Here is a 13,109-nt window from a genome sequence, read left to right on the forward strand (position 1 = left end):
ATGCGATTGAGTCCTATACAACAGCGCCGCTGGGACAGTTTCAGACGAAATCGACGGGGTTACTGGTCGCTCTGGATTTTTGCCACTCTCTTCCTTTTAAGTCTGGTTGCCGAGCTGATCGCCAATGACCAGCCGATCCTGATCCAGCATGACAACCAGTACTTTGTACCTGTTCTTGAAGAGTATACCGAGGTCGATTTCGGCGGCGAGTTTGCCCTGCCCGCCGACTACCGGGACCCCTACCTCCAGGAAATCATTGAAGAGGATGGAGGCTGGATACTCTGGCCGCCGATTCCCTTCAGTTATGACACCATCAATTACGATTTGGAGCAGCCAGCCCCGTCACCACCGACCTCGACCAACTGGCTTGGCACCGATGATCAGGGTCGCGATGTGATGGCACGCGTCATTTACGGCTTCAGGATTTCAGTGCTTTTTGCGCTGATTCTCACACTGGCCAGCTCGGTCATAGGGGTTTGTGCCGGGGCGGTGCAGGGCTATTACGGTGGCCGCATCGACTTGCTGTTTCAGCGCTTTATCGAAGTCTGGTCGGGACTGCCCGTCCTGTTCCTGCTGATCATTCTGGCCAGCCTCATCAAACCCAACTTCTGGTGGCTTCTGGGCATCATGCTGCTGTTTTCCTGGATGAGCCTGGTCGATGTAGTAAGGGCGGAGTTCTTGCGCGGGCGCAATCTTGAATATGTCCGCGCTGCACGCGCCCTGGGGCTTAGCGACGTACAAATCATGTACCGACACGTGCTCCCCAATGCCATGGTCGCCACGCTGACGTTCATGCCTTTTGTTTTCAATAGCGCCATCGTGACGCTAACTGCTCTGGATTTTCTTGGTTTTGGCCTGCCGCCGGGATCGCCCTCTCTGGGTGAGCTGGTGGCACAAGGCAAGGAAAACCTGCACGCTCCCTGGCTTGGGCTGACAGCCTTCATCACGCTATCAGTTATGCTGACACTGCTGATATTCATCGGCGAAGCGGTTCGCGATGCCTTTGACCCAAGGAAAGTTTGATCATGACCAAACCTCTACTGAACGTTGACCAGTTGAGCGTGCAATTTACCGGGTCAGACACCCCGGTAGTGAACAGGGTCAGTTTTCAGATCAATCCAGGTGAAACCCTGGCGCTGGTGGGCGAGTCAGGTTCCGGCAAATCGGTCACTGCCCTGTCTTTGCTGCAACTACTGCCATCACATCAGGTGAGCTTTCCCAGCGGCGCTGTTCATTATCGTGATCAGGACCTGATCAAGGCCAGTGAACTCAAGCTGCGGCAGATTCGCGGCCACAAAGTCAGCTATGTCTTCCAGGAGCCGATGACGTCGCTCAACCCCCTGCATACCCTGGAGAAGCAGATTGGCGAAACGCTGCGCCTGCATCGCGGCCTTGGGCGCCAGCAATGCAGGGAAAAAGCGATTGAGCTGCTTGAACTGGTGGGCATTGATAACCCTGAAGGCCGACTGGAGCACTACCCTCATCAGCTTTCAGGTGGTCAGCGACAGCGTGTCATGATCGCGATGGCGCTGGCCAACGAGCCGGAACTTCTGATCGCAGATGAGCCGACAACTGCACTGGATGTAACCGTACAGCAGCAGATACTGGAACTTCTGCAATCTCTGCAACAGCGCCTGGGCATGGCGATTTTGCTGATCACCCATGATTTGAATATTGTCCGCCGTGTTGCTGACCGCGTCTGCGTTATGCATCAGGGTGAAATCATGGAAACAGGCCCCTGTGAAAGCCTGTTCCGCGCACCTAAACACCCCTACACACGCACCCTGCTCGCCGCAGAACCTGAAGGCAGCCCGGACCCCATAGCAGTTGATTCATCTCCGTTGCTGCAGACCAAAGACCTTAAAGTCTGGTTTGAACAACGCGGAGGACTCCTCAAACGCATCAAGGGCTATCATCGCGCAGTCGACGGTATCGATCTCACACTCAACCCCGGTGAAACACTGGGCGTCGTCGGTGAATCAGGCTCCGGCAAAAGCACCCTAGCCATGGCAATACTGCGCCTGATCAGCAGCAAAGGCCAAATTGAGTTTAAGGGTGTGCGGCTTGATACGCTCAAGAGCAAACAGATGCGCCCAGTTAGACAGCAGCTACAGGTGGTGTTTCAGGACCCCTTCGGCAGCCTCAGCCCCCGCATGACGATCGGCGAGATCATTGCTGAAGGCCTGGAGGTGCAGGGCATCAGGGATAGCAATGAACTGAACAGAATCATCTGCCGGGCGCTTGAGGAAGTGGGTCTTGATGCGCAGATGCAGAACCGCTATCCACACGAATTCTCTGGTGGCCAGCGTCAACGTATCGCCATAGCACGGGCACTAGCCCTCAAACCGGCGTTGATTATTCTTGATGAGCCAACCTCGGCGCTGGACAGAACCGTGCAGAAGCAGGTGATTGAACTGCTACGCCAATTACAGGCTCGCTATGGTTTCAGTTACATTTTTATCAGCCATGACCTGGCTGTTGTTCGCGCAATGAGCCACAGGGTCATGGTGATGCGTCAGGGCAACGTGGTCGAGCATGCAGATGCTGAAACGCTGTTTTCTTCACCAAAACACGAGTACACCCGTAACCTGCTGTCTGCATCAGCCCTTTAACTCCAGCCTGGCGAACACCTCAACAACGAAAAAAGCCGCCCAAGGGCGGCTTTTTCATGTCGAAGATAAACGTAAGGTTAGTTACGCTCCACTTCAGCAGCAGCTTCAATCGCTTCCAGACGCGCCTGATAGCTCAGCTGACCATAACGGTTAGCCATGAAGCCACCCATTTGACGCAGCATCTCAGCATCAACATCACTGAGGTCTGCTTCATTAACCGCAGAAAGCTCCACAACCGCTAGGTCACCATCGTTCAAGGCAACTTCGGCATAGACCGGCTGCTCGCCGGCAGGACGTGCCATTTCGAAGGCCAGGCGATTAACCGCCAAAGGCGCCTGATCCGACTCACGCGCCATATCAGCAGCGACAGACCAGCTCAGGTCAGGTTCCACCTGATCCAGTGACTTGCCTTCACTCAGCGCTGCAATAAGTGCCTCAGCACGCGCCGATAGCGCTTCAGAGCCCCGCTCCTGACGCAGTTCAGCCTCAAGCTGTGCTTCCACTTCTTCAAATGCCAACTGGCGTGCCGGAATATTTTCCTTCACACGTACGACAACCGCACGTTCACGCGTCAGTTCAAGTGGAGCACTGTTGAGCCCTTCATCCTGCAGATCAGCACTGAAGGCCGCACGAAGGACCTTAGAGTTATTGGTCAACTCAGAGCTGCCGCCGGTTTCGGCAAATGGCTCAGTTGTCTGAATGGCCAGACCCAGTTCTTCAGCAGGAACTTCCAGATCTGCCGACGAGAAGCTCAAATCAGCCAGACGCTCCAGAGCCTCAACGTAGCCGGCTTCAGCCTGCTGCGCTGCCAGCTCTGCACGCAGAACCGGAGCACGCTCGTCATAGGAAGGCGCCTCTGTGGCACGGATGTCATTCAGCTTGATCAGGTGGTAACCGAACTCGGTGCGTACCGGCTCAGACAGCTCACCTGACTGCATGCCAAACAGCGTGTCCTCGAACGGACCAATGAAGACACCACGGGCATTAAAGCCAAGCTCACCACCCTGTGCAGCGGAACCCGGATCTGCAGAGAACTCTTCGGCGGCCTGCGCAAACGTGATTTCCCCATCCAGAATACGCTGACGCAATGCATCAGCCTCTGCACGCACCTCAGCTTCACCTGCATCACCGACTTCAAGCAGGATATGGGCAGCATCACGCTCTTCATCAGCTTCAAAGCGCGCCAGTTCCTGCTCATAGGCACCGCGCACATCAGCATCCGATACAGCTTCAGGATCGGCAAAATCTGCCTGATTCAGTTCGACATAGGAGAGCACAACCTGTGGCTCTGTCATAAAGCGATCCAGGTTGGCTTCATAGCGCGCTTTAAGGTCGGCCTCGGTGATTTCCAGACCTTCCTCGACTGCGTCACGGGACAGACGTGTCCAGGCAATGTCGCGAGTCTGGCGGTCCAGTGCCAGCAGCTGTTTCACTTGAGCCGGCGTGGCGAATGCAGACAGCTGGTATGCACTGCGCTCCTGACCAATCAACTGCTCCTTGCGCAGCAGCTGACGATACATCAGCGGCGTCATGCCAACCGTACGCAAAGTGGATTCAAACTGGTTGGGATCAAAACGGCCATCAATCTGAAAATCCGGCGTGGATACAATCATCTGATCAATCATGGCATCAGACAGATACAGCCCCTGCTCTTCGGCAGACTGCAACTGGATTTCCTGATTAACCAGCGCATCCAGCACCTGGCGGCGCAACAGATTCTCGTCAATTGCGGCAGGATCCGCATCCTCGCCCATCTGAGCCAGAATTCGGCGGCGCTGCAGTTCGACTCCACGCTGCAGTTCCACGGCACTTACCTCGGCACCGTTGACTTCTGCAGGCGGTTTTTCACTGTTGGCCAGACCGATCAGTGACTCCACACCGAACAGCGCGAAGGTCACGATGATCAGGCCGACAATCGCCTTGGCGATAATCCCCTGTGAATTTTCCCTGATGGTTTGAAGCATTGTAAGCGTACACTCTGATTTATAAAAAAAGCGCATCCGGAGGGAATGCGCTTTTTCAGATCACTTTAAATATCCGACGGGATGTCGGACAGGATCGTAAGTTGGCGGAACGGACGGGACTCGAACCCGCGACCCCCTGCGTGACAGGCAGGTATTCTAACCAACTGAACTACCGCTCCGAGGTAATCAGGACTTCAGTTCCGATTACTTGTTTACTGCGTCTTTCAGAGCCTTACCCGGCTTGAAAGTCGGCAGAGTTGCAGCGGCGATGTCGATCGGCTTGCCAGTCTGCGGGTTGCGACCGGTACGAGCAGCACGCTCTTTGGTCGCGAAGGTGCCGAAACCAACCAGAGCGACGGATTCACCACGCTGCAGCGCTTCAGTGACAGATTCCAGTGTTGCATCCAGTGCACGACCGGCGGCTGCCTTCGGGATATCAGCAGATGCAGCAATCGCGTCGATCAGTTCAGATTTATTCACATTGTTCCCCTTTTAGAATCGTTGTCGTGTTCTATCCGTTGTCTTTGCCCAGCGCATAGTCTGCAACTTTATACCAACTGCCCGAAACAGGTGTCAACTGGCTACAGCCCTTTTATGCTGGGGCTTTGCGTTAATGCGTACTTAATTGACTGGGTTCATTTCGGCTGCCGTTTTTCTCATTTGCAGCAGCTTCAATTTCATCATCTGTCAAGGGTTTTGGTGCATGCGTCAGTGCAATGTCCAGCACTTCATCGATCCACTTGACCGGACGAATATCAAGATCTGCCTTGATATTGTCGGGAATTTCCTTGAGATCGCGGGTATTTTCTTCCGGAATGACCACCGTACGAATTCCGCCACGGTGTGCTGCGAGCAGCTTTTCCTTGAGCCCACCGATCGCCAAAACCTGTCCACGCAGGGTGATTTCACCCGTCATGGCCACATCCGCACGTACAGGAATACCGGTCAGAGCCGAAACAACTGCGGTGCACATGCCAATACCGGCACTGGGACCATCTTTCGGTGTTGCCCCTTCAGGTACGTGAATATGAATATCACGCTTCTCATGGAAATCCGGCTGAATACCCAGCAGGCGGGCACGATTACGTACAACGGTCATGGCAGCCTGAATTGATTCCTTCATGACATCGCCAAGAGATCCGGTGTTCATCTGACGGCCCTTACCCGGCACAACAGCGGATTCGATGGTGAGAATATCACCGCCGACCTGAGTCCAGGCCAAGCCAGTAACCTGACCCACCTGATCTTCCTCTTCCGCCATACCGAACTTGAACTTTTTGACGCCGTTGTAGTGTTCCAGCTCGTCGGCTGTCACTTTCAGGCTCTGGCCTTCTTTTTCCAGTGCCAGCTCGCGCACAACCTTACGTGCAATCTTGGCTATTTCGCGCTCCAGGCCACGTACACCGGCTTCACGGGTGTAGTAGCGCACCAGGCCCAGAATCGCCTCATCGGTGATCTCCAGCTCTTTCGCCTTGATGCCGTTGTTCTTCAGCTGCTTGGGCACCAGGTAACGACGTGCGATGTTGAGCTTTTCGTCTTCGGTGTAACCCGGAATACGAATAATCTCCATACGGTCCAGCAGCGGACCCGGGATATTCATGGAGTTGGAGGTACACACGAACATCACATCGGAGAGATCGTAATCCACCTCCAGGTAATGATCATTGAAGCTGCTGTTCTGCTCCGGATCCAGCACTTCCAGAAGAGCTGATGAGGGGTCACCGCGATGATCCATACCCATCTTGTCGATCTCATCCAGCAGGAACAGCGGGTTCTTGACACCGATGCGCGCCATTTTCTGGATCAGTTTACCGGGCATGGAGCCGATGTAGGTACGACGGTGGCCACGGATCTCGGCCTCATCTCGCACACCACCCAGCGCCATACGAACGTACTTGCGGTTGGTGGAACGCGCAATGGAGCGGCCCAGTGAGGTCTTACCTACACCCGGAGGACCAACCAGACACAGAATCGGGCCTTTGATTTTCTTGACTCGCTTCTGTACCGCCAGGTATTCCAGAATGCGGTCCTTGACCTCTTCCAGACCATAGTGATCTTCATTCAGGATTTTCTCGGCATGGCGCATATCCAGACGCACGCGTGAACGCTTGGTCCAGGGAATCTGCAGCATCCAGTCGATATAGCCGCGGACAACCGTGGCTTCTGCACTCATGGGAGACATCATCTTGAGCTTGTTGTACTCGCTCAATGTCTTGTCCAGCGCTTCCTGAGGCATGCCAGCGGCTTCGATACGGTTTTTCAGCTCTTCCATATCGGAAGCGCCTGACTCATCCATATCGCCCAGCTCTTTCTGAATCGCTTTCATCTGCTCATTCAGATAGTACTCGCGCTGGCTCTTTTCCATCTGTTTCTTGACGCGTCCACGGATACGTTTCTCAACCTCAACCAGGTCGATCTCCGCTTCCATCAATGACATCAGGTGCTCAAGACGCTTGCGCGCGCCGAGCATTTCCAGAATGGACTGCTTTTCTTCCAGCTTCAGTGCCATGTGGGCAGCAATGGTATCTGCCAGACGGCCGATATCATCAATGCCCTGCAGAGAGCTATGAACTTCGCTCGGGATCTTCTTGTTGACCTGAGCAAAACGCTCGAACTGATCAAGCGCCGTCTTTTTGTAGACTTCGGCTTCAGCGCTGCTGACAGTATCAACGGGCAGCACCTTAACCTGGGCACTGAAACACTCGGCTTCTTCAACCAGCTGCTCCACACCGGCACGGTATTCACCTTCTACCAGCACCTTCACGGTGCCATCCGGCAGCTTCAGCATCTGCAACACATTGGCAACACAGCCAATATCGAACAGATCTCCCGCTCTGGGCTCATCTTCAGATGCACTCTTCTGGGCAACCAGCAGAATTTGCTTATCCCCTGACATTGCCAGTTCAAGCGCATGGATCGACTTTTCACGACCCACGAACAGCGGGATCACCATATTGGGATATACAACCACATCCCTCAGGGGCAATACGGGAAGCTCGACGGTCACAGCGTCATCGTTTGCTTCAATATGATCCATGATGAGTGCCTCTTTGCAGGGCGCCAGGTACGCTGACGCTACTTGGTAATGTTCGCTTAGTCATTCAATGGGGATCTTTAATCTAAATACAACCACTTACGACTAATAAAATGGCAGACCGGTGCGGAAGGACGGGGGAACCTGACTGAATTCCCCCGCGGATAAAGCGAGAGGATTACTTGAAGTAGGCGTTTTCACGAACGCTGTGGTCGGTAGCATCTACCACGCCTTTCAGGCCCGGTACGCGCTCGATCAGCGTTTTTTCAACACCATCCTTGAGCGTCATATCCACTGCGCTGCAGCCCTGACAACCGCCACCAAAACGCAATACAGCAATTGCACCGTCTTCTTCTTCAATCAACTGTTCCAGCTTAACCTCACCGCCGTGAGATGCCAGGCCCGGGTTAACGTCTGAATAAAGCACATAATTGATCTGCTCATCCATGGGACTATCGGCTGAGACCTTCGGCACCTTGGCATTCGGAGCCTTGATTGTCAGCTGGCCGCCCATACGATCTTCGGAAAAGTCGACCAGCGCCTCTTCCAGATATGGCAGGCTGTTACGCTCAATATAGAAGCGCAGCAGTTCCAGGTCCATGATTTCGTCTTCCGAATTAACCTCGTCAGGACGGCAGTAGGCAAGGCAGGTTTCGGCGTAGGCAGTACCGGGCTGAGTGACGAACAGGCGTACCGCAATACCTTCAACATTCTGTTTTTCAAGCAGCTCTGCCAGATACCCTTCGGCAGGCTTGGTCACTGTAATGGTCATAAACTACCTTTGTGAATCTTCATTTGGCTCTAGGTTGCACTTGGTGTCAGCATACACCCAATTTAATCTTGAGTAAATTGATCGGATATTAGCCAAACCGCGTCAGATCGCGCTTTTGCCAGCACTGGCGCGCATCCTCCACCCACTCAGCTGCTGACTTTTGCTGCCCTTTGGACACCAATCTCAGCGCTCCGGCAAGCGTGCTGATGACGGCGCCCTCACCGTATTCATGCACCAGCTCACCGCGCCAGAAACGCAACAAGTCTTCAGTATCCAGCTCATCCTCGCGAACCAGTCGTTGCGCGTACAAACGAGGCCAGAACTCTTCGGTCAGCTGCTCTTTCATTACCCAATGCAGCTCGCTGTCAGAGTCAGGCTTCATTTCAGCTTCGCCACCATCGCCACGGATGGTCAGACTAAATGCCGTTCCCAACAGTTGCGCCGTTTTCTGATGCATAGGCGCATAAGGAGGATGGAAAACGCCATCAATGCAGCACTCTGCCTGCAAGGGGTTTAACAGACGACACAGGGTATGTACGGGTGAGCGGAGGCCCAAAACAGGCCGCAACTGGATAATTTGACCAAGGCGCGGGGCCAGGGCATCAATGGACATGAAGGCAAAGTTTTTCTGTGACAGCTGTTCTCCAACTGCTGCCCAGTCCGCGCATGCACTGATTCCGAACTGAGCCAGCACATCTTCAGTATAGATCCTGCCCGGGGTATGACCACGCGCCCCATGCATGAATACCCTGATACCAGCATCAGCCAAAGCCAGCGCAGCCAATAAAAACCAGGGCAGGCGACGCTTCTTGCCGGCATACGACGACCAGTCCAGGTCAGCTGTTAGCTCAGCCGGAGGCTGCATGCGCGCACGCACGGCCTGCGCAAAACCCTGCAACTCTTCCGGCGCCTCCTCCTTGATTCGGATAAGCATCAGAAAAGCGCCAAGCTGCTCTGGCTCTACCTTGTCATCCAGGATCATGCCCATTGCATCACGGGCCTCTTCGGTTGTCAGGGAACGGCTACCCTTTTTACCCTTCCCCAGAATTCGGACATAGGGTGCGAATGGATGCTCCTGCGACATTGATGCCTCTCTGACTCGACTGGAATGGAAATGAAGGGTCAAATTATGACACGAGTTGCAGACCAATGCCGAACGGACTCCATTAGCGGCTGATACCGCCCATACCGCTATCAAATCCAGTACAATTGGCATCTGCATTCAATTTCAGCGCTCGATTAACCCGTATCAGCAAGGCATTCAGCATTTATGCGACGTTCACGTATCAAATATGGCGGCCCCTCCAAGCGCCGCACGCCCTCAACCAGCATCGACAGCACACACACATTGAAAGTGGAGCGCCTTAGCCATGAAGGCCGTGGTGTTGGCCTGATTGACGGCAAAACCACGTTTATTGCTGATGCACTTCCCGGGGAAGAGGTTGAGGTCCGGATTGAGGAAACGCATAAACGCTACAATACGGCCAGGGTAATCCAACGCCACACTGACAGTCCTGACCGTGTCTTGCCACTGTGTGCACATTACGGACACTGTGGCGGCTGCGACTTGCAACACCTGCACATTGAGGCACAGCGCCAGCACAAATCCCGCCAGGTACTGGACCAACTGCAGCGTTACGCCAATGTGGAACCTGAAGAGATTCTGCCGCCACTTGTTGCCGACGCATCCGGCTACCGCCGTTCTGCACGTATCGGAATAAATCAGCGTCAACGTGACGGTGAAGTCATTGTCGGTTTTCGCCGCCGCGGCAGTAACAAGTTGCTGGATATCGACAGCTGTCCGGTCATGGATAAGCAGCTACAACCCGTATTCGCCTTACTGCGCGAGGCTCTGCATGACCAGGGCGATGTACGCCGCATCACACATGCAGATATCAGCCGGGGCGATCAGGGCGGCTACCTGCGTCTGCGCTGTACACGAGGCCTGCCAGAACACCTTCAGGTACGACTGCAACAGGTCGCAGACGAACTTGACCTGGTGTTGGAAATTGCCCTGGATAACTCCGCGTCGACTGATGCCCAAGCGTTGTATAGCCTGCCAGGACAGGACCTGTCTTTGGCTTTTGCCAGCACGGATTTTATTCAGGTAAACGCGGCCATCAACCAGGCGATGGTCAATCAGGCGCTCGAGTGGCTTGCACCTTCTACCGAGGAGCGCGTGCTGGACCTGTTTTCAGGCCTTGGCAACTTCACTCTGCCGCTGGCGCAAAAAGCTGCGCAGGTGGTAGGCGTCGAAGGGTCCGACACCATGGTCGAGCGTGCACGCAGTAACGCCGAACAGGCTAGCCTGAACAATGTGAGTTTTTACCGAGCTGACCTGACACAGACGTTCCGCCACGCACCCTGGTTCCGTGAAGGTTTTGACCTGATTCTGCTTGATCCACCGCGTACCGGCGCCCGTGAAACCGTCAATCAGCTGGCAAGCTATGGTGCCAAACGCATTCTGTATATTTCCTGCAACCCTTCAGCACTGGTAGCCGATCTAGCCCCACTACTGGAACAGGGCTACCGCATCAAACGATTTGGCATCATGGATATGTTCCCGCAGACCGCCCATGTGGAGTCCATGCTGCTGCTGGTGCATCCGGATGCCTGAGTTTCTCTACCACGACGACCAGGTTGTTGTTGTGAGCAAGCCTGCCGGTTTGCTCTCTGTACCCGGGCGCGGCGAAGACAAACAGGACTGTCTGTGGCGGCGTGTGCAGCAGCACTTTCCGACAGCTCGTATTGTGCACCGGCTGGATCAGGCCACATCAGGCATACTGGTGCTTGCCCTGAGTGCAGACAGCCATCGCCACCTCAGCATGCAGTTTCAGGAGCGCGGTACCGACAAGCGCTATAGCGCTGTTGTGGAAGGCCTTATGGAACAGGATCAAGGGTGTGTCGAGCTGCCTCTGCGCTGTGACTGGGAACGCCGCCCCCTGCAAATGGTTGATCATGACAAGGGCAAGCAGGCCACCACCGAATGGGTGTGCACCTTACGAGACCCGGGACTGAATACAAGTCGGGTTACCCTGTATCCCATTACCGGACGCTCACACCAGCTACGGGTACATATGATGGCCATTGGCCACCCTATTCTGGGTGATCGTTTTTATGCGCAACCCGAACAGGCAGAGCGTTACTCAAGACTGCACCTGCACGCCGAAATGCTGGCGTTTGATCACCCGGAAACCGGAGAGCGCCTGGAGCTGGAAAGCCCCTGCCCATTCTGAAATCCCGAATGAACCTCTGAACCCATTATTTCAGTGGTTACATGCATAAAAAACGGGAGCCCTGGCTCCCGTTTTTAGTGAACTTGATGATATCAAACTAGATCTGTTCCGGCATCTGGTCTTTTACCGCCCAGAGAATCTCCTCTGCGACAACTGCAGGTGCTTCTAGTCCCTGTTCAGTATGCACACTCAGGAAAACACCGGTACGACTGCGGTTCAGATGTAGCTGATAACGCCCGACATGCTCAAAGCTGTCAGTTTCTGCGTTGTATCGGCCCGAATCATCACCACTACCGAAGACATAAAGCACACGACCACCAAACCAGATTTTATAGCCGTCCTGGTTGGCAGCATTGTTCGGATCAGACAGCTCAGATTCTACATCACCACCGGCTTCAGCAGCCGGCTCATTGGAACTGGAGCTATAACGAATCACGTCACTACCCTCTTCGAACCCAAGCGCAGAGTCGATGAAGTCAGTATTCAGAGTGATTTCGTCGCGGTCCGAGTGCAACCACTCGAAGAAGCCCATCTTGTTGACTTCTTCAACCGGTGTCGTGGTGGTGTAGGTCAGGTAGAACACACCCAGTGACTGATCACGCGTACCTACATCCAGCTCTGCCTTGTCCAGCGCTTCGTTAACCAGCTCCCATGCCTGATCGGCACCGGCACCGACTTTCAACACCGGATTACCCTGGGCATCACGTCCCAGCAACGGGCGCACGACACCGTCTTTCTGCTGCATGGAAAGCAGGGTTTGTGCCGTCGGTTCGGCACTGGCCTTGCTGAGGTAGCGCAACATTTCAAACATCATGTCGGACTTGTACTCAACGTCCGTTGCCTGTTCTTGCCAGTTAATCTCGGCAACGTCCTGCTCCAGCGGGAACTGGACGTGAGAGAGGCGAATGGAAGTACGGCCATAATCATCGGGATCAGGGCGTACAGTCATGCGCAGCTTGTTACGGGTGTCCGAATCGATATCCTGCAGGGTCAAGCGCTTCACCCAAAGGTCGATGGCACTGTAATCATGACCATCCAGGGTAATCCAGTCCGTTTCCATCACGCCCTGGCGCGGGTCGGCATAGGCAATCTGGATATCATTGAAAGTCCAGAAATCATGCAGCTTGCGCCAGACATCGGCAATGGGCTCATCAACCAGGATCACCTTCTCGCCATCCATACGGCGCAGGTTAACGTTCTCCGTACCGGATTCGGCGTAGAAGAACTCCGGACGCGGCACCTTGAAATCACCGCCGCGGCCGACAGCTGTAACACCGGCATCCGGGACCACCAGCTGATCCTGCATGGACTTGGCACGCAGGTGTGGCGGCAACTCGAGTCGATCAGCCTTGTTTGCCAGCTCGTAATCCTGGCTTCGGTCCCTTACCAGACCTTCGTCACCGTAGATCGGGTTGTTACTGCAGCCTGTAGCGAAGGAAACCGCCAGCACCAGCGGCAGGTAGCGCGTCCGTAGTATTTGCATAAAACTGC

Annotated in this window: 10 protein-coding genes and 1 tRNA gene; 4 read left to right on the forward strand and 7 right to left on the reverse strand. The window is 54.6% G+C overall.

The window, feature by feature from the left end; all coding sequences use genetic code 11:
* Together BW956_RS09390 and BW956_RS09395 are read left to right on the forward strand one after the other, a co-directional pair.
* Positions 1-1,023, forward strand: a complete 1,023-nt coding sequence (locus tag BW956_RS09390) for an ABC transporter permease (protein ID WP_076462523.1) — start codon at positions 1-3, stop codon at positions 1,021-1,023.
* A gap of 2 nt (positions 1,024-1,025) precedes the next feature.
* Complete coding sequence (locus tag BW956_RS09395; protein ID WP_076462524.1) at positions 1,026-2,612, forward strand: ABC transporter ATP-binding protein; 1,587 nt, start codon at positions 1,026-1,028, stop codon at positions 2,610-2,612.
* Positions 2,613-2,689: 77 nt separating this feature from the next.
* Here the strand turns inward: BW956_RS09395 and BW956_RS09400 are convergent, their stop codons facing one another.
* The 6 genes from BW956_RS09400 to BW956_RS09425 form a co-directional block, all read right to left on the reverse strand.
* On the reverse strand, positions 2,690-4,576 hold the full coding sequence (locus BW956_RS09400) for a SurA N-terminal domain-containing protein (RefSeq protein WP_076462525.1): 1,887 nt from the start codon (positions 4,574-4,576) through the stop codon (positions 2,690-2,692).
* Between the two features lie 102 nt (positions 4,577-4,678).
* A tRNA-Asp gene (locus BW956_RS09405) sits at positions 4,679-4,755 on the reverse strand.
* 25 nt (positions 4,756-4,780) lie between these two features.
* On the reverse strand, positions 4,781-5,056 hold the full coding sequence (locus BW956_RS09410) for an HU family DNA-binding protein (RefSeq protein ID WP_010325487.1): 276 nt from the start codon (positions 5,054-5,056) through the stop codon (positions 4,781-4,783).
* 130 nt (positions 5,057-5,186) lie between these two features.
* The gene (gene lon, locus BW956_RS09415; RefSeq protein ID WP_010325488.1) at positions 5,187-7,613 is read right to left on the reverse strand and encodes an endopeptidase La; all 2,427 of its coding nucleotides are present in this window, start codon (positions 7,611-7,613) and stop codon (positions 5,187-5,189) included.
* Positions 7,614-7,788: 175 nt separating this feature from the next.
* A complete protein-coding gene (gene nfuA, locus BW956_RS09420) occupies positions 7,789-8,382 on the reverse strand; it encodes a Fe-S biogenesis protein NfuA (RefSeq protein WP_010325489.1) in 594 nt (197 codons plus the stop codon).
* Positions 8,383-8,470: 88 nt separating this feature from the next.
* Positions 8,471-9,466 carry a glycosyl transferase family protein gene (locus tag BW956_RS09425; protein WP_076462526.1) on the reverse strand — a complete coding sequence of 332 codons (996 nt, stop codon included), beginning with the start codon at positions 9,464-9,466 and terminating at the stop codon, positions 8,471-8,473.
* Between the two features lie 186 nt (positions 9,467-9,652).
* On the opposite strand from BW956_RS09425, the gene rlmD reads away from it, so the two are divergent.
* Both rlmD and BW956_RS09435 read left to right on the forward strand, forming a co-directional pair.
* Positions 9,653-10,999 carry a 23S rRNA (uracil(1939)-C(5))-methyltransferase RlmD gene (gene rlmD, locus BW956_RS09430; protein WP_076462527.1) on the forward strand — a complete coding sequence of 449 codons (1,347 nt, stop codon included), beginning with the start codon at positions 9,653-9,655 and terminating at the stop codon, positions 10,997-10,999.
* Positions 10,992-11,618 carry a pseudouridine synthase gene (locus tag BW956_RS09435; RefSeq protein ID WP_076462528.1) on the forward strand — a complete coding sequence of 209 codons (627 nt, stop codon included), beginning with the start codon at positions 10,992-10,994 and terminating at the stop codon, positions 11,616-11,618. The genes rlmD and BW956_RS09435 overlap by 8 nt, the downstream gene beginning before the upstream one ends.
* Positions 11,619-11,715: 97 nt before the next feature.
* Here BW956_RS09435 and bamC read toward each other — a convergent pair whose 3' ends face one another.
* Positions 11,716-13,101: an outer membrane protein assembly factor BamC gene (bamC, locus tag BW956_RS09440; protein ID WP_010325493.1), complete on the reverse strand. Its 1,386-nt coding sequence runs from the start codon at positions 13,099-13,101 to the stop codon at positions 11,716-11,718.
* Positions 13,102-13,109 lie beyond the last annotated feature (8 nt).

This window comes from Marinobacterium stanieri, from assembly GCF_900155945.1.
Lineage (GTDB): Bacteria > Pseudomonadota > Gammaproteobacteria > Pseudomonadales > Balneatricaceae > Marinobacterium > Marinobacterium stanieri.

Excerpts from the sequence above, each read along its gene's own strand:
- BW956_RS09425 (WP_076462526.1), bottom strand. The coding sequence starts at position 9,466 with ATGTCGCAGGAGCATCCATTCGCACCCTATGTCCGAATTCTGGGGAAG.
- rlmD (WP_076462527.1), top strand. The coding sequence starts at position 9,653 with ATGCGACGTTCACGTATCAAATATGGCGGCCCCTCCAAGCGCCGCACG.
- lon (WP_010325488.1), bottom strand. The coding sequence starts at position 7,613 with ATGGATCATATTGAAGCAAACGATGACGCTGTGACCGTCGAGCTTCCC.
- BW956_RS09400 (WP_076462525.1), bottom strand. The coding sequence starts at position 4,576 with ATGCTTCAAACCATCAGGGAAAATTCACAGGGGATTATCGCCAAGGCG.
- BW956_RS09435 (WP_076462528.1), top strand. The coding sequence starts at position 10,992 with ATGCCTGAGTTTCTCTACCACGACGACCAGGTTGTTGTTGTGAGCAAG.
- BW956_RS09395 (WP_076462524.1), top strand. The coding sequence starts at position 1,026 with ATGACCAAACCTCTACTGAACGTTGACCAGTTGAGCGTGCAATTTACC.
- BW956_RS09390 (WP_076462523.1), top strand. The coding sequence starts at position 1 with ATGCGATTGAGTCCTATACAACAGCGCCGCTGGGACAGTTTCAGACGA.
- nfuA (WP_010325489.1), bottom strand. The coding sequence starts at position 8,382 with ATGACCATTACAGTGACCAAGCCTGCCGAAGGGTATCTGGCAGAGCTG.
- bamC (WP_010325493.1), bottom strand. The coding sequence starts at position 13,101 with ATGCAAATACTACGGACGCGCTACCTGCCGCTGGTGCTGGCGGTTTCC.